20 protein-coding genes are annotated in these 18,451 nt (G+C 62.6%); 14 read left to right on the top strand and 6 right to left on the bottom strand.

The annotated features are described in order from the left end of the window. Positions 1–7 precede the first annotated feature (7 nt). From ACJ8PN_RS01990 to modC, 5 genes are all read left to right on the top strand, one after another. On the top strand, positions 8–769 hold the full coding sequence (locus ACJ8PN_RS01990) for an ABC transporter ATP-binding protein (protein WP_442534758.1): 762 nt from the start codon (positions 8–10) through the stop codon (positions 767–769). 145 nt (positions 770–914) lie between these two features. After that, a complete protein-coding gene (locus tag ACJ8PN_RS01995) occupies positions 915–1,064 on the top strand; it encodes an AcrZ family multidrug efflux pump-associated protein (RefSeq protein ID WP_004939813.1) in 150 nt (49 codons plus the stop codon). 158 nt (positions 1,065–1,222) lie between these two features. After that, complete coding sequence (modA, locus tag ACJ8PN_RS02000; RefSeq protein ID WP_075685567.1) at positions 1,223–1,996, top strand: molybdate ABC transporter substrate-binding protein; 774 nt, start codon at positions 1,223–1,225, stop codon at positions 1,994–1,996. Next, positions 1,993–2,682, top strand: a complete 690-nt coding sequence (modB, locus tag ACJ8PN_RS02005; protein WP_015377003.1) for a molybdate ABC transporter permease subunit — start codon at positions 1,993–1,995, stop codon at positions 2,680–2,682. The genes modA and modB overlap by 4 nt, the downstream gene beginning before the upstream one ends. Beyond that, a complete protein-coding gene (modC, locus tag ACJ8PN_RS02010; RefSeq protein ID WP_004939810.1) occupies positions 2,683–3,750 on the top strand; it encodes a molybdenum ABC transporter ATP-binding protein ModC in 1,068 nt (355 codons plus the stop codon). A gap of 31 nt (positions 3,751–3,781) precedes the next feature. Here modC and ACJ8PN_RS02015 read toward each other — a convergent pair whose 3' ends face one another. After that, complete coding sequence (locus tag ACJ8PN_RS02015; protein WP_004939809.1) at positions 3,782–4,600, bottom strand: pyridoxal phosphatase; 819 nt, start codon at positions 4,598–4,600, stop codon at positions 3,782–3,784. A gap of 178 nt (positions 4,601–4,778) precedes the next feature. On the opposite strand from ACJ8PN_RS02015, the gene pgl reads away from it, so the two are divergent. Continuing rightward, entirely contained in the window at positions 4,779–5,774 is a 996-nt protein-coding gene (pgl, locus tag ACJ8PN_RS02020; RefSeq protein WP_004939808.1) for a 6-phosphogluconolactonase, read from the top strand. Between the two features lie 64 nt (positions 5,775–5,838). Here pgl and ACJ8PN_RS02025 read toward each other — a convergent pair whose 3' ends face one another. Both ACJ8PN_RS02025 and dmeF read right to left on the bottom strand, forming a co-directional pair. Beyond that, complete coding sequence (locus tag ACJ8PN_RS02025; RefSeq protein ID WP_131164562.1) at positions 5,839–6,321, bottom strand: kinase inhibitor; 483 nt, start codon at positions 6,319–6,321, stop codon at positions 5,839–5,841. Between the two features lie 32 nt (positions 6,322–6,353). Beyond that, entirely contained in the window at positions 6,354–7,322 is a 969-nt protein-coding gene (gene dmeF, locus ACJ8PN_RS02030) for a CDF family Co(II)/Ni(II) efflux transporter DmeF (RefSeq protein WP_131164561.1), read from the bottom strand. A 78-nt stretch (positions 7,323–7,400) separates the two neighbouring features. Between dmeF and ACJ8PN_RS02035 the strand changes: the two genes are divergently transcribed. Together ACJ8PN_RS02035 and ACJ8PN_RS02040 are read left to right on the top strand one after the other, a co-directional pair. Then, positions 7,401–7,676, top strand: a complete 276-nt coding sequence (locus tag ACJ8PN_RS02035) for a metal/formaldehyde-sensitive transcriptional repressor (RefSeq protein ID WP_004939805.1) — start codon at positions 7,401–7,403, stop codon at positions 7,674–7,676. 2 nt (positions 7,677–7,678) lie between these two features. Further along, positions 7,679–8,080, top strand: coding sequence for a YkvA family protein (locus ACJ8PN_RS02040; protein WP_025301916.1), 402 nt, complete (start codon positions 7,679–7,681; stop codon positions 8,078–8,080). 4 nt (positions 8,081–8,084) lie between these two features. Here the strand turns inward: ACJ8PN_RS02040 and bioA are convergent, their stop codons facing one another. After that, positions 8,085–9,359, bottom strand: a complete 1,275-nt coding sequence (gene bioA / locus ACJ8PN_RS02045) for an adenosylmethionine--8-amino-7-oxononanoate transaminase (protein ID WP_442534562.1) — start codon at positions 9,357–9,359, stop codon at positions 8,085–8,087. Between the two features lie 88 nt (positions 9,360–9,447). On the opposite strand from bioA, the gene bioB reads away from it, so the two are divergent. From bioB to bioD, 4 genes are read left to right on the top strand one after another with little or no spacing between them, the layout of a single operon-like run. Next, on the top strand, positions 9,448–10,485 hold the full coding sequence (gene bioB / locus ACJ8PN_RS02050) for a biotin synthase BioB (RefSeq protein ID WP_025160023.1): 1,038 nt from the start codon (positions 9,448–9,450) through the stop codon (positions 10,483–10,485). After that, positions 10,485–11,636: an 8-amino-7-oxononanoate synthase gene (gene bioF, locus ACJ8PN_RS02055; RefSeq protein WP_411261162.1), complete on the top strand. Its 1,152-nt coding sequence runs from the start codon at positions 10,485–10,487 to the stop codon at positions 11,634–11,636. Before bioB ends, bioF begins: the two co-directional genes overlap by 1 nt. Beyond that, positions 11,620–12,387, top strand: coding sequence for a malonyl-ACP O-methyltransferase BioC (gene bioC / locus ACJ8PN_RS02060; RefSeq protein WP_015377013.1), 768 nt, complete (start codon positions 11,620–11,622; stop codon positions 12,385–12,387). Before bioF ends, bioC begins: the two co-directional genes overlap by 17 nt. After that, a complete protein-coding gene (gene bioD, locus ACJ8PN_RS02065) occupies positions 12,380–13,054 on the top strand; it encodes a dethiobiotin synthase (RefSeq protein ID WP_442534563.1) in 675 nt (224 codons plus the stop codon). Before bioC ends, bioD begins: the two co-directional genes overlap by 8 nt. 26 nt (positions 13,055–13,080) lie before the next feature. Here the strand turns inward: bioD and ACJ8PN_RS02070 are convergent, their stop codons facing one another. After that, entirely contained in the window at positions 13,081–13,803 is a 723-nt protein-coding gene (locus tag ACJ8PN_RS02070; RefSeq protein WP_154870526.1) for an ATP-binding cassette domain-containing protein, read from the bottom strand. 1,108 nt (positions 13,804–14,911) lie between these two features. Here ACJ8PN_RS02070 and uvrB point away from each other — a divergent pair. Both uvrB and ACJ8PN_RS02080 read left to right on the top strand, forming a co-directional pair. Next, complete coding sequence (uvrB, locus tag ACJ8PN_RS02075; protein ID WP_004939786.1) at positions 14,912–16,924, top strand: excinuclease ABC subunit UvrB; 2,013 nt, start codon at positions 14,912–14,914, stop codon at positions 16,922–16,924. A 100-nt stretch (positions 16,925–17,024) separates the two neighbouring features. After that, on the top strand, positions 17,025–17,291 hold the full coding sequence (locus ACJ8PN_RS02080; protein ID WP_044031724.1) for a VF530 family DNA-binding protein: 267 nt from the start codon (positions 17,025–17,027) through the stop codon (positions 17,289–17,291). Positions 17,292–17,297: 6 nt separating this feature from the next. On the opposite strand, the gene ACJ8PN_RS02085 is transcribed toward ACJ8PN_RS02080, so the two are convergent. After that, positions 17,298–18,215: a gluconeogenesis factor YvcK family protein gene (locus ACJ8PN_RS02085; protein WP_171453524.1), complete on the bottom strand. Its 918-nt coding sequence runs from the start codon at positions 18,213–18,215 to the stop codon at positions 17,298–17,300. Between the last annotated feature and the right edge of the window lie 236 nt (positions 18,216–18,451).

Here is an 18,451-nt window from a genome sequence, read left to right on the forward strand (position 1 = left end):
CTCTGGCCTGTGTGCCGAAGCGGTGAGCTGGCGAGCGGGGGCGCGTACGGTGCTGGAAAATCTCAGCTTCTGCGCCTTGCCCGGTGAGGTCACCGGTGTACTGGGCGTCAACGGCAGCGGTAAATCCACGCTGCTCAAACTGCTGGCCGGGCTGCAGCCCGCCGCCGGGGGCCGCGTTTGGCTGGAAGGGCGCGAAATTACCGCGTTTTCCGGGCGGGAGCGCGCCAGGCGCATCGCCTTTCTCGAGCAATCCGCCCCCGGCGCCTTCGCGCTGCCGGTGAAGGAGGCGGTGCTGCTGGGGCGCCTGGCCCATACCGGCCGCTGGCGCGGTTTCGGCGCCGAGGATCGCCGCCTCGCCGAGCAGGCGATGGAGCAAGTGGGCATCAGCCACCTGGCCGATCGCGATTGGCAGCGGCTGTCCGGCGGCGAACGGCAGCGGGTGCATTTGGCGCGCGCGCTGGCGCAGCAAACGCCGTGGCTGCTGCTGGACGAGCCCGCCAATCATCTGGATATCGCCCATCAACAGCAGTTTATGGCCTTGCTGCGGCGGCTGAAACTCAGCGTGGTGGTGACGCTGCACGATCTTAATCTGGCGGCCTGTTATTGCGATCGGATCGCGCTGCTGCAGCGGGGCGGGATCTGTGCGGCGGGCGTGCCGCGGCAGGCGTTGACGCCGGAGAACATTCACGCGGTATACGGTGTGGAGGCCAGGCTGGCGGCGCCCGCCGGCTATGCGCCGCCGTTGATCTATTACCCCGCGCCGGGATGAGGGCGGCTGAAAGGGCACGTTTGGCCGATCACAATTTCGCCTCGCTGGCTAAAATAACTCCGTTTTACCGATTTTTTTGGGTTAGAATAACCCGATATGCGGTGAAAGGCATTTGCCGCTCAATGGGCAGTTAAGCGAGGCTATCATGTTGGAATTATTGAAAAGTCTGTTGTTCGCCGTGGTGATGGTGCCGGTGGTCATGGCGCTCATTCTCGGCCTGATCTACGGTTTTGGCGAAGTGTTCAACGTCTTCTCCAAAGTGGGCCGTTCGAAAGAAAACCGCACCCAGCACTGACCGTTCCCCATCCCGATACCCGCCGGCATTCCCCGGCGGGCATTCCTCAAGTTATCTCACGCTTTGCCGATAAACCGCATGACAAGCTTTCGCGCAACGTTATATTATTTTTTATATAACGAAGAGTGATAATGCACGTTAACTTGCGGAGAAAAACAATGAAACAGCAATGGACCAAATGGGTTGGCGGGATCGTTCTGGCATCGGGCCTGGTGGCTCAGGCTTCGGCGGCGGAAAAGATCACCGTGTTCGCTGCCGCGTCGCTGACCAACGCGCTGCAGGACATCGCCACCCAATATCAAAAAGGCAAGGACGTGCAGGTGGTTTCCTCCTTCGCGTCGTCCTCGACGCTGGCGCGCCAAATTGAGCAGGGTGCTCCGGCCGATCTGTTTATCTCCGCCGATCAGCAGTGGATGGATTACGCCATCGACAAGCAGCAGATGGTGAAAGACACCCGTTACACGCTGCTGGGCAACGAACTGGTGCTGATCGCCGCCAAGAGCGATAAGCAAGACAAGATCGCCATCGACAAGCAGACCGACTGGGCCAAGCTGCTCAACGGCGGCCGCCTGGCGGTGGGCGATCCGGATCATGTGCCGGCCGGTATCTACGCTAAGGAAGCGCTGGAACACCTGGGCGCCTGGAGCCTGCTGGAGCCGAAACTGGCGCGCGCCAACAACGTGCGCAGCGCCATGGCGCTGGTGGAGCGGGGTGAAGCGCCGCTCGGCATCGTCTACGGCTCCGACGCGGTCGCCAGCGACAAGGTGAAAGTGGTGGGCGTGTTCCCGGAAGACAGCCACAAACCGGTTGAATATCCGATGGCGATGGTGAAAGATCGTCAAAATCCGACGGTCAGCGCTTTCTATACCTATCTGAAGAGCCCGGAAGCGGCCGCTATTTTCGAACATTATGGATTCACCCCGCGTAAATGATTCTGAGTGAGTACGAGTGGCAGGCGGTTGAGCTGAGCCTGAAAGTCTCCGGTTTGGCGGTGGTCTGCAGCCTGCCGTTCGGCATTCTGATGGCCTGGGTGCTGGTGCGTTGCCGCTTCCCCGGCAAGGCGCTGCTGGACGGCGTCATTCACCTGCCGCTGGTGCTGCCGCCGGTGGTGGTCGGCTATTTGCTGTTGATCGCCATGGGGCGGCGCGGCGTTATCGGCGAGTGGCTGTACGACTGGTTCGGTTTCAGCTTCAGTTTCAGCTGGCGCGGCGCCGCGCTGGCGTCGGCGGTGGTGGCGTTTCCGCTGATGGTGCGCGCCATCCGGCTGGCGCTGGAGGCGGTGGATACCCGGCTGGAGCAGGCGGCGCGCACGCTGGGCGCCAATCCGTGGCGGGTGTTTTTCACCATCACGCTGCCGCTGTCGCTGCCCGGCGTTATTGTCGGCGTGGTGCTGGCCTTCGCCCGTTCGCTGGGGGAGTTTGGCGCCACCATCACCTTCGTCTCCAACATTCCCGGTGAAACCCGCACCATTCCGCTGGCGATGTATACGCTGATTGAAACGCCGGGGGCGGAGGCCGCCGCCGCGCGTCTGTGCGTGATCGCCATCGTGCTGTCGCTGGCTTCGCTGATGGTGTCCGAATGGCTGGCCCGCTGGGGCCGCAAACGGATGGGGGTGTAAATGCTGGAGCTGGATTTCTCGCAGCAGCTGGGCGACCTCAATCTCAACGTCCGCGCCGATTTGCCGGCGCAGGGCATCACCGCGATTTTCGGCCTGTCCGGCGCGGGCAAAACCTCCCTGATCAACGCCATCGGCGGCCTGACCCGTTTGCAGCAGGGGCGCATCGCGCTCAATGGCCGTACGCTGGTGGATACCGCCTCCGGCCTCTGCCTGCCGCCGGAAAAGCGCCGTATCGGCTATGTGTTTCAGGATGCGCGGCTGTTCCCGCACTACCGGGTGCGCGGCAACCTGCAGTACGGCATGGCGGCCGGCATGCGCGCGCAGTTCAATACCATCGTCGAGCTGCTGGGCATCGGGCCGCTGTTGAACCGGCTGCCGCTGACGCTCTCCGGCGGTGAAAAACAGCGGGTGGCGATCGGCCGCGCGCTGCTGACCGCGCCGGAACTGCTGCTGATGGATGAACCGCTGGCCTCGCTCGATCTGCCGCGCAAACGCGAGCTGCTGCCGTATCTGGAGCGGTTGGCGCAGGACGTGAACATCCCCATCCTTTACGTCAGCCACAGCCTGGACGAGATCCTGCGGCTGGCCGAGCAGGTGATGGTGCTGGATCGCGGCGAAGTGCGTGCGTTCGGCGGGCTGGAAGAAGTCTGGGCCAGCAGCGCGCTGCGGCCGTGGCTGCAGCGTGAAGATCAGAGCAGCGTGCTGCGCGTCAGCGTGATTGAGCATCATCAACGTTATGCCATGACGGCGCTGGCGCTTGGCGATCAAAGGCTGTGGGTCAGCGGCATCGACGCTGAATTGGGCACCCAACTGCGCATCCGCATCAACGCCGCCGACGTCTCGCTGGTGCTGCAGCCGCCGGTCAACAGCAGTATTCGCAACGTCTTGCCAGCCAAGGTGAGCGAGTGTCTGGACGTGGACGGGCAGGTGGAAGTGAAACTGGCGGTCGGCGAACACGTGCTGTGGGCGCGCATTACGCCATGGGCGCGCGATGAACTGGCGATCCGCCCCGGGCAGTGGCTGTATGCGCAGGTGAAAAGCGTGTCGATCAGCCGCGAGAGCCGTTAAGGCGGGCCCTCCCGGCGGGAGGGCGAAAAGACTACAGCACGCGGGTGCGGATCACCTCGGCGATGCCCGGCTGCAGGTTATCGGCGATCACCAGATCGGCGCGTTCCTTGATGGCGTCATCGGCATTGCCCATCGCCACGCCCAAACCGACCGCTTCCAGCATGCTGATGTCGTTGTAGTTGTCGCCGAACGCCACCACCTGATCCATGCTCAGCCCCTGCGACTCTACCCATTGGCGCAGGCGCTTGCCTTTGCTGTTGCCGCCTTTGGCGATATCCACCTGATCGTGCCAGGACCATTCGCACGCCAGCCCCAGCTCTTTTTCCACCGTGTCGGCAAACTCGCGCAGCGCCGGAATATCGGCGTGCGAGGTGGCGAATTTCCAGATCGCCTGCGCGTCGTCGGCCGCCTGCGTCAGGCTGCCGACCTGCAGCAGCGTCGGGCGCTGCGCCGCCGGCAGGGTTTCGGCCCAGGCCAGCGAGCGAATCACGTGGCCGCTCGGTTCCTGATACAGCATGGCGTCGTCAACGTACATCAGCCCGTGAATGTCGGTCTGTTTGAGCATCTGCAGCACCTGTTTGGCCTGCTCCTTCGCCAAGGGATCGGCGGCCAGCACCTTTTTCTGCTGAAAATCATACAGGTAGGTGCCGTTACAGCAGATGGCCGGGGTATCTATCTGCAGCGCCTGGTAAAACGGATGGATGGCGACGTGGTGGCGGCCGGTGACCACCACCACCTGGACGCCGGCGGCGCGCGCCTGCGCCAGCGCTTCCAGCGACTGCGGTAAGATGCGTTTTTGGTTGTCCAACAGGGTGCCGTCAAGATCGAGGGCGATGACGCGGTAGCTCATAGGGTTCTCGTTATCGTTAGCCATAAAATTAATCCGATGGTACACCGTATAGCCTATGGAGAAAACCGCGTGAGCTTCCGGTGCTAAGCAGGGTTGCCATGCGACGGATGTGCGGTAAGCTAGGGGCAAGCGAACGGCCTGAAACCGGTTCCTCTTTTACCCTTTGCAAGGAGAACACATGAAGCAAATCGTTTATGTCGCCAGCCCGGAGAGCCAGCAGATCCACGTCTGGCAGTTGGACGACGCCGGCGCGCTGGCGCTGCTGCAAACCGTTGACGTGCCGGGCCAGGTGCAGCCGATGACCCTTCATCCGGACAAGACTCACCTGTACGTCGGCGTGCGTCCGGCGTTCGGTATCGTCAGCTACCGCATCGAGGCGGATGGCACGCTGCAGCAGGCCGGCATGGCACCGCTGCCGGGCAGCCCGACCCATATCTCGACCGATTTGCAGGGGCGTTACCTGTTCTCCGCTTCCTACAGCGGCAACTGCGCCAGCATCAGCCCGATCGGCCACGACGGCGTGGTCACGGCGCCGATCCAGCAGATCGACGGCCTGAGTGCGCCGCACTCGGCGAACATCGATCCGACCAACCAGCTGGTGCTGGTACCGTGTCTGAAAGAAGACCGCATCCGCCTGTTCAACCTGAGCCTGGCGGGCCAGCTGACGCCGCACGCGCAGGACGCGGTGGATATCGCCGCCGGCGCCGGTCCGCGCCATATGGCGTTCCACCACAACGACAAGTTCGCTTACTGCGTCAATGAGCTGAACGGCACGGTGGACGTGCTGGCGATTTCGGAAAACGGCGGCAAGTACAGCGTGACGCAAACGCTGGACATCATGCCGAGCGATTTCGACGGCACCCGCTGGGCGGCGGACATTCATATCACGCCGAACGGCCGCTTCCTGTACACCAGCGATCGCACCGCCAGCATTCTGACCCTCTTCAGCGTTTCCGAAAACGGTGGCACGCTGAGCGTGGTCGGCTATTATCCGACCGAAGCGCAACCGCGCGGTTTCAATATCGATCACAGCGGCCGCTTCGTGATTTCGTCCGGCCAGAAGTCCGATCACATCGCGGTGCATGAAATTGACCAGAGCAGCGGCGAGCTGACCATGCTGGCGCGTTATCCGGTGGGCAAAGGCCCGATGTGGGTGAGCGTGCTGGCGAAGTAATTCGTCCGCCAGACTCGAGTGGAAAGCGCGGTGCGGTTGACCGCGCTTTTTTATTGGCGGGGGATCAGTTGAACATCACCGTCAGCGTGGCGCTGCCGAGACTGTGGAAATGGACGTTGAAGCCCACCAGCGCGCCGCTGGAACCCTCATCCACGTCAATGTGCTCCACGTCCAACGCATGCACGGTGAACTGATAGCGGTGGCTTTCGCCATTCGGCGGCGCGGCGCCGCCGTAACCGGCCGAGCCGAAGTCGGTACGGGTTTGCAGCGCGGCGTTCGGCAGCGGCGTTTTGCCGGAGCCTGCGCCCTGCGGCAGCTCACGCACGTCGGCCGGAATATTGGCCACCACCCAGTGCCACCAGCCGGAGCCGGTAGGGGCATCGGGATCGTACAGGGTGACAACGAAGCTCTTGGTGCCCTTGGGCACGCCGTCCCAGGCCAGGTGGGGCGACAGGTTATCGCCGTGGTAGCCCATGCCGTTGAAAACCTGCTGCTGCGGCATCTTGCCGCCGTCCTGCAGATCGTTGCTGTACAAACGAAAAGCCATAATGACTCCCAGTTGCGATAAAAGCAGAGCCCTTAAGCTAGATCTTTTCGGTGGAACAATACAACCCCTTGCGCCAACGGTGGGCGGTTGATCTCGACGGTAATGTGCACCAGTTCGGGATGCGCGGCCAACAGTTGGCGCACCCGGTCGGCGGTGAGGGCGCGATCGGCGCTGCTCAGGGCGAGGACGCAATGATATTTTCCTTTACCGATGCGGCCTAAATGCAAATCGGTCAGCGTGAGTGGGTGGCCGGAGGTGGCCAGGGTCTGACGTATCTCTTGCGCCACGGGGGCGTCCATTTCGGCATCCAGCAAAATCTTCCCGCTATCGCGCATCAGGCTATAGGCCCAGGCGGCCACCATCACCGCGCCGACGATGCCCATCAACGGATCGAGCCAGGCGGCGCCCCAAAGCTTGCCGCCGAACAGCGCGACGAGGGCCAACACCGAGGTGGCGGCGTCGGCGATGACGTGGATATAGGCGGAACGCAGGTTGAGGTCATGATGATGGTCATCGTGGTGATCCCCGTGGTGGTGATGGTGGCCGCCGCCGCGCAACAGCCAGGCGCAGAGCAGGTTGACGGCCAGCCCGATCGCGCCGATGGCGATGGCTTCGTTATAATGAATCGGGCTGGGATTCAGCAGCCGCTGCGCTGACTGAAACAGCATCAGCGCCGCCACCAGCACCAACAACACCGCGCTGGTGTAACCGGCCAGCACTTCTATCTTCCAGGTGCCGAGGCTGAAGCGGCGATCCTTGGCCAACCGGCGTGCGGCGCCGTAAGCCAGCAGCGACAAGCCCAGAGCCAGCGCATGCGAGCTCATGTGCCAGCCGTCGGCCAGCAATGCCATCGAGTTAAACAGCCAGCCCCCGGCTATCTCGATGACCATCATACTGGCGGTGAGTATCACCGCCCATCTGGTGTTTCTTTCGGCCAATGGGTTACCATCGTCAAAAACGTGGCTGTGCTCGCGGTGCAAAGCGGGCGCGTGAGACGTCATGGTGAAGTTCCTCAGCAAAAGGTAGTGTACTGAAATATACTATACCCCAGTATAGTAAATAACAATCAGGCGGAAATAATGAGCCATACCCTCAGAGATCAAAAGAAGCTGTTGGCGCGGGTGCGCCGCATTAAAGGGCAGGCCGAAGCGCTGGAGCGCGCGCTGGAGAGCGGCGGCGAATGTTCTGCTGTGCTGCAGCAGATCGCGGCGGTGCGCGGCGCGGTCAACGGTTTAATGGCGCAGGTGCTGGAAGGGCATGTGCGCGAACATCTGGCTGCCGCGGACGCTACGCCGCAGCAGCGCGAGCAGGACATCGAGCAATTGATGACCGTTTTACGTTCTTATATGAAGTAATCATGATTTCACTGAAAAAACGCACGCCGTGGTTCGGCTGGCTGCGCCGTTGGGCCAAAGGCATCAAGCGCGATATCTACGCGCTGTGGCTGGCCGCCCGTGATAAGCGCACCCCGTGGTACGCCAAGCTGATCGCGCTGCTGGTGGCCGGCTATGCGATCTCGCCAATCGATCTGATCCCGGATTTCATTCCGGTGCTGGGCTATCTGGACGATGTGATTATCGTGCCGTTGGGCATCATGCTGGCGGTGCGCCTGATCCCCAAGCCGCTGATGGCCGAGCTGCGCGAGAAGGCGCAAAAGCGCGTCGACAACCCCACCGGCCGCATGGCGGCGGCGATGATCATTTTACTCTGGCTGCTGTGTCTGGGATTGCTGGCCCGCTATCTGGACCAGCATTGGTAAGGCATTAACGCGCGGCGGCGGCCACGGCGGCGGTCAGGCGGCTGAGCTGTTCCGCTTCGATGATGTAAGGCGGCATCAGGTAAATCAGTTTGCCGAACGGCCGGATCCACACCCCGCGCTCGACGAACCCGCGCTGCAGCCCGGCGACATCCACCGGTTCGCGCATCTCCACCACCCCAATCGCCCCCAGCACCCGCACGTCCGCCACTTTCGGCAGCGCCGCCAACGGCAGCAGTTCTTGCTTCAGCTGGGCTTCGATGGCGCTCACCTGCGCCTGCCAGCGATTTTCCGCCAGCAGCGCCAGGCTGGCGTCCGCTACCGCGCAGGCCAGCGGGTTGCCCATAAAGGTCGGCCCGTGCATAAAGCAGCCGGCCGCGCCGTTGCTGATGGTCTCCGCCACGTGGCGGGTGGTCAGGGTGGCGGACAGGGTCATGTAACCGCCGGTCAGCGCCTTGCCCAGACAGAGAATGTCCGGCACCACCTGCGCGTGTTCGCAGGCGAACAGCTTGCCGGTGCGGCCGAAGCCGGTGGCGATCTCGTCGGCGATCAGCAGCACCTGATGACGATCGCACAGCTCGCGCACCCGCTTGAGGTAGGTTGGGTGGTAGATGCGCATGCCGCCGGCGCCTTGCACCACCGGTTCCAGGATCACCGCCGCCACTTCACCGGCGTGCTGCTCCAGCAGCGCGGCGAACGGCGCAATGTCCTCTTCGCGCCATTCCTCGTCGAAGCGGCACTGCGGCGCGGTGGCGAACAGGTGCGGCGCCAGATAGCCCTGATAGAGGCTGTGCATCGAGTTGTCCGGATCGCAGACCGACATCGCGCCGAAGGTATCGCCGTGATAGCCGTGGCGCAGCGTCAGGATGCGCTGCCGGCGCTCGCCGCGCGCCTGCCAGTACTGCAGCGCCATCTTCAGCGACACTTCCACCGCCACCGAACCGGAATCTGCCAGGAACACGCACTGCAGCGCTTCCGGCGTCATCGCCACCAGCCGACGGCACAGCGAGATGGCGGCCGGATGGGTGATGCCGCCGAACATCACGTGCGACATCTTCTCCAGCTGCTGGCTGGCGGCCTGATTCAGACTCGGATGGTTGTAACCGTGGATCGCCGCCCACCAGGAGGACATGCCGTCCACCAGGCGCCGGCCATCCGCCAGCTGCAGCTCGACGCCGCTGGCCGACTCGATCGGGTAACAGGGTAACGGGCGGCTCATGGAGGTGTAGGGGTGCCAGATATGACGTTGGTCAAACGCCAGGTCGGAAGCGGTGACAGACATACTTGTAAACCAAATTGAATTAAGATTGGTTGACAGTATATCCACAATATTTAAACTGGCGACACTTTTTCGTTTTGGAGACGCCATGATGGCCGACCGCATTCACTGGACAGTAGGGCAAGCCCAGGCCCTGTTTGATAAACCGCTGCTTGAACTGCTGTTCGAAGCGCAAACCGTACACCGCCAGCACTTCGATCCGCGTCAGGTGCAGGTCAGCACGCTGCTCTCGATCAAGACCGGCGCTTGCCCGGAAGACTGTAAATACTGCCCGCAGAGCTCACGCTACAAGACCGGCCTGGAGTCTGAGCGGTTGATGCAGGTCGAGCAGGTGCTGGAATCGGCGCGCAAAGCTAAGGCGAACGGCTCGACCCGTTTTTGCATGGGCGCGGCGTGGAAGAACCCGCACGAGCGCGATATGCCTTATCTGCAGCAGATGGTGCAGGGCGTGAAAGCGATGGGCATGGAAACCTGCATGACGCTGGGCACGCTTGACGGTACTCAGGCCGAGCGGTTGGCGGAGGCCGGGCTGGATTATTACAACCATAACCTCGACACCTCGCCGGAGTTCTACGGCAGCATCATCACTACCCGCAGCTACCAGGAGCGCCTGGATACGCTCGACAAGGTGCGCGACGCCGGCATCAAAGTGTGCTCCGGCGGCATCGTCGGGCTGGGTGAAACGGTGCGCGATCGCGCCGGGCTGTTGGTGCAGCTGGCCAACCTGCCAAAGCCGCCGGAGAGCGTGCCGATCAACATGCTGGTGAAGGTGAAAGGTACGCCGCTGGCGGATAACGATGACGTCGATCCGTTTGATTTCATCCGCACCATCGCAGTCGCGCGTATCATGATGCCGGCCTCTTATGTCCGTCTCTCCGCCGGCCGCGAACAGATGAACGAACAGACGCAGGCGATGTGCTTCATGGCCGGCGCCAACTCCATCTTCTACGGCTGCAAGCTGCTGACCACGCCGAACCCGGAAGAAGACAAAGACCTGCAGCTGTTCCGCAAGCTGGGGCTCAACCCGCAGCAGACCGCAACCGAACACGGCGACAACCAGCAACAGCAGGTGCTGGCCAAGCAACTGCTGAACGCCGATACCGCCGAGTTTTACAACGCGGCGCCGTGATGAGCTGGCAGCAACGAATCGAGCAGGCGCTGACAGAGCGGCGCCTGAACGCCGCCTACCGTCGGCGACAGGCCACCGAGGGCGGCAACGGCCGCCAGATCCGGCTCGGCGATCGTCTCTACCTGAACTTCTCCGGTAACGACTACCTGGGGCTGAGCCAGGATGCGCGGGTGATCGCCGCCTGGCAGCAGGGCGCGCAGCGTTACGGCGTCGGCAGCGGCGGTTCGGGTCACGTCACCGGCTTTAGCGCGGCGCATCAGGCGCTGGAGGAGCAACTGGCGGCGTGGCTCGGCTATCCGCGCGCGCTGCTGTTCATCTCCGGTTACGCTGCCAACCAGGCGGTGCTGGCGGCGTTGATGCAGAAGGGCGATCGCATTTTGGCCGATCGCCTCAGCCATGCCTCGCTGCTGGAGGCGGCGGCGCAGTCGCCGGCCGAGCTGCGCCGCTTCCAGCACAATCAGCCGCAGGCGCTGGCGGATTTGCTGGCCAAACCCTGCGACGGGCAGCGGCTGGCGGTGACCGAAGGGGTGTTCAGCATGGACGGCGACGGCGCACCGTTGGCGGAGCTGCATCGCTTAACCCGCGCGGCGGGCGCCTGGCTGATGGTGGACGATGCCCACGGCGTCGGCGTGCGCGGCGAGCAAGGCCGCGGCAGCTGCTGGCAGCAGGGCGTGCGTCCTGAACTGCTGGTGGCGACCTTCGGCAAGGCGTTCGGCGTCAGCGGCGCGGCAGTGCTGTGCGATGAGGCGACTGCCGAGTATCTGCTGCAGTTCGCTCGCCATCTGATCTACAGCACCGCGATGCCGCCGGCGCAGGCCTGCGCGCTGCAGGCGGCGCTGGCCTGCATTCGAGAGGGCGATGAACTGCGCGCCCGGCTGCAGGATAACATCCGGCGTTTCCGCCAGGGCGCGGCGCCGCTGGCGCTGACCCTGACGGATTCCGACACCGCCATCCAGCCGCTGCTGGTGGGGGACAATCAGCGTGCGCTCGATCTGGCGACCCGTCTGCGCGATCGCGGCCTGTGGGTGAGCGCCATCCGTCCACCGACGGTACCGCCGGGCGGCGCGCGGCTGCGCATTACCCTGACGGCGGCGCACCAGCCGCAGGATATCGATCGCCTGCTGGAGGTATTGCATGACGTCAGCCAATGACACAGTGAACAAACAGGCGGTCGCCTCGGCCTTCAGCCGCGCGGCCGGCAGCTACGACGCCGCCGCCGCGCTGCAGCGTGACGTTGGCGAGCGCTTACTGGGGATGGGGAGTTCCCACCCGGGCGAACGGCTGCTGGATGCCGGCTGCGGCACCGGCTATTTCAGCCGTCTGTGGCGTGAGCGAGGCAAGCAGGTGACGGCGCTCGATCTGGCGCCGGGGATGTTGGCATTCGCCCGTCAGCAACAGGCGGCGCACCATTATCTGCTGGGCGATATCGAGCAGGTGCCGTTGCCCGACGCGGCGATGGACATCTGTTTCAGCAGCCTGGTGGTGCAGTGGTGCAGCGATCTGCCCGCCGCGCTGGCAGAGCTGTATCGCGTCACCCGGCCCGGCGGCGTGATCCTGTTCTCCACGCTGGCGGCGGGCTCGCTGCAGGAATTGGGGGACGCCTGGCAACAGGTGGACGGCGAACGTCACGTGAACGCCTTCCTGCCGCTGGCGCAGATCCGCGCCGCCTGTGCCGACTATCGACACGAGCTGGTGACGGAGCTGCGCACCCTGAATTACCCGGACGTGATGACGCTGATGCGTTCGCTCAAGGGCATCGGGGCGACGCATCTGCACCAGGGACGCGAGGGCGGCCTGATGTCGCGCGGCCGCCTCGCCGCGCTGCAGGCGGCTTACCCGTGCCGGCAGGGGCAGTTCCCGCTCAGCTATCATCTGGCTTATGGAGTGATTTATCGTGATTAAACGTTGGTTCGTGACCGGCACCGACACCGAGGTCGGGAAAACTGTCGCCAGCAGCGCCTTGCTGCAGGCCGCCAATCTGGCGGGCTACCGCAGCGCCGGCTATAAGCCGGTGGCTTCCGGCAGCGAGATGACCGCCGAGGGGCTGCGCAACGGCGACGCGCTGGCGCTGCAAGCCAACAGCGGCGTGGCGCTGGGGTACGACGAAGTGAACCCTTACGTTTTTGCCGAACCGACTTCGCCGCATATCGTTAGCGCCGATGAAGGCCGGCCGATCGACGCAGCGCGGCTGTCCGACGGCCTGCGCCGGCTGGAACAGCGCGCCGACTGGGTATTGGTCGAGGGCGCCGGCGGGTGGTTTACTCCGCTGTCGGCGCAGTACACCTTCGCCGACTGGGTGCAGCAGGAGCAACTGCCGGTGATCCTGGTGGTGGGTATCAAGCTGGGCTGCATCAACCACGCGGTGCTGACGGCCCAGGCGGTGCAACAGGCGGGGCTGACGCTGGCCGGTTGGATCGCCAACGACGTGGCGCCGCCGGGGCGGCGGCATCAGGAATACCTGGCTACGCTGCGCCGTATGCTGCCCGCGCTGCTGCTGGGCGAAATCCCGCACCTGCCGCAGGCCGAACGGGCGCCGCTGGGGCAGTATCTGGATATCAGCCTGTTATAAACTCTCAATGAGGGAGCCTCGCTCCCTCATCCTCCGTCCTGTTCCGCCAGCCCGGCGCCGATCAGCGCCTCATCCAGCTGCGTCAGCGCGCCGTGCGCCACGGTGCGCCCGCTATCCAACAGGCAAAAGCGATCCGCCACCCGGCGCACGAACGGCAGCTGATGCTCTACCAGCAAAATGGTCATGCCCAATTCATAGTTGAGCCTGCGGATCACGTTGCCGATGTCGGCGGCGATCGAAGGCGGCACGCCCGCCGTCGGTTCGTCGAGGATCAGCAGCGCCGGTTCCTGCGCCAACGCACGGCCGATGGCCAGCTGGCGCTGGGCGCCTGCGCACAGATCGCCGGCGCGGCGGGTACGCATCTGGCGCAAATTGGGAAACAGGCTGTAGATCAGCGGCGGAATGCGGCGAGGGGCGCCGCGCACGGCCATCTGCGCCACCTGCAGATTCTCTTCCACGCTCAGCTGCGAGAAGAGTTGCCTCCCTTGCGGGACGTGGCTGATGCCGAGTGCGGCGCGGCGCTCCATCGGTTGCAGCAGCAGGTTTTGCGGCGGCTGATCTGCCGGCTGCCAGGTCATGCTGCCGCTCACTACCGGCAAATGCCCCATGATGCAGTTGACCAGCGTGGTCTTGCCCACGCCGTTGCGCCCGAGCAGCACGGTGCACTGGCCGCGCGGCAGCTCCAGGTTGATGTCCCACAGGGTGTGGTTTTGACCGTAGAATTGATTGACCGATCTCAGGCTCAGCATTTGGCATTCTCCTCATAGACGCTCGTTTCACTCGTTGGCGGGGGACAGCAAAGGCCGCATGCGCGGCGAATTTCCCGAGTGTGGCAATGTCTGGAACAAGATGCCGTCCGTCCGATGAGCCAGAGCAAGGTCTGCGGTGGACGGAATGACAGTCAATATGTCGTTAAAAACGACGCTTGTGACGACTTGGTGTCGTTCTTGCGCTTTTACAGGCGATAGCACCGCGAGGGGTACACGCTGCGGCTGGCAGCGCATCACGCCGCCGCACCGCATTGATACGCAGGAAGATAAAGCAACTCCCAGGCCAATTTTGTCGCCGGGTGAAAACGGGAGGTTGTTATCGCCTTGTTAACCGCTAATCAGGCCTGACGCGCTCTGCCGCGGCGGCCTGAAAATACGCCGGGAAGTTAACCCGGACGTTTTTTGCACTCTTGTGGTGCTCTGCGGTGAGGGCGTGGTGCAAGGCATTGCGCCGCCGTCAAGCGCGATCCGCGAGAAAGGGGGCAATGCGATTTTGGCAATGGGGATTTTTAGTATTAATCGGCATAAACAAAGCGATATTTTTATGAAAAAATAACTAAAAAAGCCATTTTGGCGAGTGTAAAGGGCGAAAAGCTTTCTTTCTGTAACTCCCGCCCCGGGCGGGGCGGTGAGAGTTATCCACTATTCCTGTGGATAACCTTGTGCATTAGATTTAGAAAAACGCTGTAAAGCGAGAGCCGACGCGGGTTCTGTTCGCTTTGCCCGCATTCTCGTCTTTTTATTAAATATCTTATATATCAATAGATTAATTAAAATCAAGACACAGGGGTATTGATCAGGTCTCTATGTATGATTTTTCGACGCGGTGCTATCAATAAGTTAATTCGCGGCAAGTTCTGGGGATAAATCTGTTATTGACAATAAAAATGTCACCCGGCTGTAACCTCACGGTGCAACGGCATCGCCGCCGTGCCGGGCGCAGCGACGAATCCGCTTGAAGCTGGTTTTATATCCAGTATCATGGGCACTGGCGCAAATCGCCGACACTTTCCATAATTAGGGGCCATGTCCGGCGCAGAGCCGGTTGGCCGCCTGAGCGCGCGCATCTCCACAGGGTAGCCGAGCAATGAGTAAACTTTTCAAACTGCATTCCGAGTTCAAACCGGCCGGCGATCAGCCGGAAGCCATCCGCAAGCTGGAAGAGGGGCTGGAAGACGGCCTGGCGCACCAGACGCTGCTGGGGGTCACCGGTTCGGGCAAGACATTCACCATCGCCAACGTGATAGCCGATCTGAATCGGCCGACCATGGTGCTGGCGCCGAACAAGACGCTGGCGGCGCAGCTGTACGGCGAGATGAAAGCGTTTTTCCCTGAGAATGCGGTGGAATACTTCGTCTCCTACTACGACTACTACCAGCCGGAAGCCTACGTGCCCAGCTCCGACACCTTCATTGAAAAAGACGCTTCGGTGAACGAGCACATCGAGCAGATGCGTCTTTCCGCCACCAAGGCGTTGCTGGAGCGGCGCGATGTGGTGGTGGTGGCGTCGGTATCGGCGATCTACGGCCTGGGCGATCCGGATCTTTACCTGAAGATGATGCTGCACCTGACCCAGGGAATGATCATCGATCAGCGCTCCATTTTGCGCCGCCTGGCGGAGCTGCAGTATTCCCGTAACGATCAGGCTTTCCAGCGCGCCACCTTCCGCGTGCGCGGCGAGGTGATCGACATCTTCCCTGCGGAATCGGACGAGCTGGCGCTGCGCGTCGAGCTGTTCGACGAAGAAGTGGAACGGCTGTCGCTGTTCGATCCGCTGACCGGGCAGATTGAGCAAGTGGTGCCGCGTTTTACCATTTACCCGAAGTCGCACTACGTGACGCCGCGCGAGCGGATCATGCAGGCGATGGAAGAGATCAAGGTCGATCTGGCGGACCGCCGCAAGGTGCTGCTGGCCAACAACAAGCTGCTGGAAGAGCAACGCCTGACGCAGCGCACCCAGTTCGATCTGGAGATGATGAACGAGCTGGGCTACTGCTCGGGCATCGAAAACTACTCGCGCTACCTTTCCGGGCGCGCCGAGGGCGAGCCGCCGCCGACGTTGTTCGACTACCTGCCGGCGGACGGCCTGTTGGTGGTCGACGAATCCCACGTGACCATTCCGCAGATCGGCGCGATGTTCAAGGGCGACCGCGCGCGCAAGGAAACGCTGGTGGAGTACGGCTTCCGTCTGCCGTCGGCGCTGGACAACCGCCCGCTGCGCTTCGAGGAGTTCGAGGCGCTGGCGCCGCAGACCATCTATGTTTCCGCCACGCCGGGCAAATATGAGCTGGAGAAATCCGGCGGCGATCTGATCGATCAGGTGGTGCGCCCGACCGGGCTGCTGGATCCGATCGTGGAAGTGCGGCCGGTCGCCACTCAGGTGGACGATCTGCTCTCCGAGATCCGCAAGCGCGCGGCGATCAACGAGCGCGTGCTGGTGACCACCCTGACCAAACGCATGGCGGAAGACCTGACCGAATACCTGGAAGAGCATGGCGAGCGCGTGCGCTACCTGCACTCGGACATCGATACCGTGGAACGGGTCGAAATCATCCGTGACCTGCGTCTGGGCGAGTTTGACGTGCTGGTGGGCATCAACCTGCTGCGTGAGGGCCTCGACATGCCTGAGGTGTCGCTGGTGGCGATTCTGGACGCCGACAAGGAAGGCTTCCTGCGTTCCGAGCGTTCACTGATCCAGACCATCGGCCGTGCGGCGCGTAACCTGAACGGCAAGGCGATCCTGTATGGCGATCGCATCACCGATTCGATGGCCAAGGCGATCGGTGAAACCGAGCGGCGCCGCGCCAAGCAGCAGGCCTATAACGAAGCCAACGGCATCGTGCCGCAGGGGCTGAACAAGAAGATCGGCGATATTCTGCAGATCGGTCAGCCGGTCAACCGCGCCAAGGGTAAAGGCAGGAGCAAGGCGGCGGACGGTGGCGCTCAGCTGCAGAACCTCACGCCGAAAGCGCTGGATCAGAAAATCCGCGATCTGGAGGCGCAGATGTACACCCATGCGCAAAACCTGGAGTTCGAGCAGGCGGCTGCGCTGCGCGACGAAATCCACCAGCTGCGCGAGCAGTTCATCGCGATTTCCTGACCGTTGGACGGCGCCCGCGCTGTGGGCGTCAAAATTCCTTGTCGGCCGCGTCAAAGCTGTTATGGTGTGCGGCCCGATTTGACCACGAAGAGTACCGAACATGAGCCAACACCAGTCTAAAGACCCGCTGCACGGCGTGACGCTGGAGCAACTGCTGAATAAACTGGTGGATCACTACGGTTGGTCCGAACTGGGCGCGCGCATTCGCATCAACTGCTTCCGCAGCGATCCGAGCATCAAGTCCAGTCTGAAGTTTTTGCGTCGCACGCCCTGGGCGCGCAAAGAGGTGGAAGAGCTGTATATCGATATGGTCAGCCATCCCGCCCCGGCCAGCGATAATCCCTGGCTGCGCGGGCGAGACGGTTAAATTCGGTCAGCGGCGTGCGGCCAGCTCCACCAGCGCGTGATCCAGCGCCTGGCGCAGCAGCTGGCGATCGTGGCGGTAGGGGATGTCGCTCGCTTCCAGCGGTTGTTGAATCACCACCCGATCCTGCACTTCACTGGTGTCCACCCCCGGACCGACAATCAGCGCATCGATCATCCGGCGGCCGATCTTCTCTTCCATCAGCGTCAGCTTATCCTTTAACGACAGTGCCGCGGCGGCCACGCTCAGTTCGCGGCCGAGGTTGCCGATATAAATCATGCTGGCGCTGCTGCGGCGCAGCGCCTGGGTGAGATCGTCCAGCAGCAGCAGCGGCATCAGGCTGGTGAGGAAGCTGCCCGGCCCGATCAGGATCACGTCGGCTTGCGCGATGGCGTCCAGCGCTTCGCGCGTGGCGTTGACCGGGGGCGACAGCATCAGCTCCTGCGGCATATGGGCCAGTTGATCGACATTCACTTCACCGTAAACGTGATTGCCTTCGTGATCGTGCGCCATCAAATCCACCGGCTGCTCCGACATCGGGATCAGCGCCGCGTCCACCTTCAGCAAGCTGCGCACCAGATTGATCGCTTCCAGCGGGCGCACGCTCAGGTGATCCAGCGCTTTCAACATCAGGTTGCCGAGGTTATGGCCGGCCAGTTCGCCGTTGCCGCTGAAGCGGTATTCGAACATCGCCGAGGCGACGCTCGGCTCGGTGATCAGCTGGTTGAGACAGTTGCGGGTATCGCCCCAGGCAATGCCGCCTTCCGAACGGCGTATGCGGCCGGTGGAACCGCCGTTGTCGGTGGTGGTAACGATGCCGGTCAGGCGGGAGCCTAAGGACGACAGGGCCGACATCACACGGCCCAGGCCGTGTCCGCCGCCCAACGCCACCACGCGGTCGAGATCGGCCAGGGTACGATTACGCATAAATTTCCTTACAAAGGGGCTGAACTGCCCGCATAAGGTAGCGGATCCGGCATAAAAACGCGATAAAGAGTGTCATTTGCGTGATTCTGGTCAATTCGTCCACGCAAGCGATGTTTATCATGGTTTACCCGATTACGCGGCGTCTAAAAACGCTGTATAGACAATTATATAGCGAATTAACGCGTTGGCTATCGTTGCCGATTAGCGCTAGAATTCTGCTGAAAACCACGGTTTCA

This window comes from Serratia sp. CY76391, assembly GCF_052166695.1.
Classification (GTDB): Bacteria; Pseudomonadota; Gammaproteobacteria; order Enterobacterales; family Enterobacteriaceae; genus Serratia; species Serratia nematodiphila.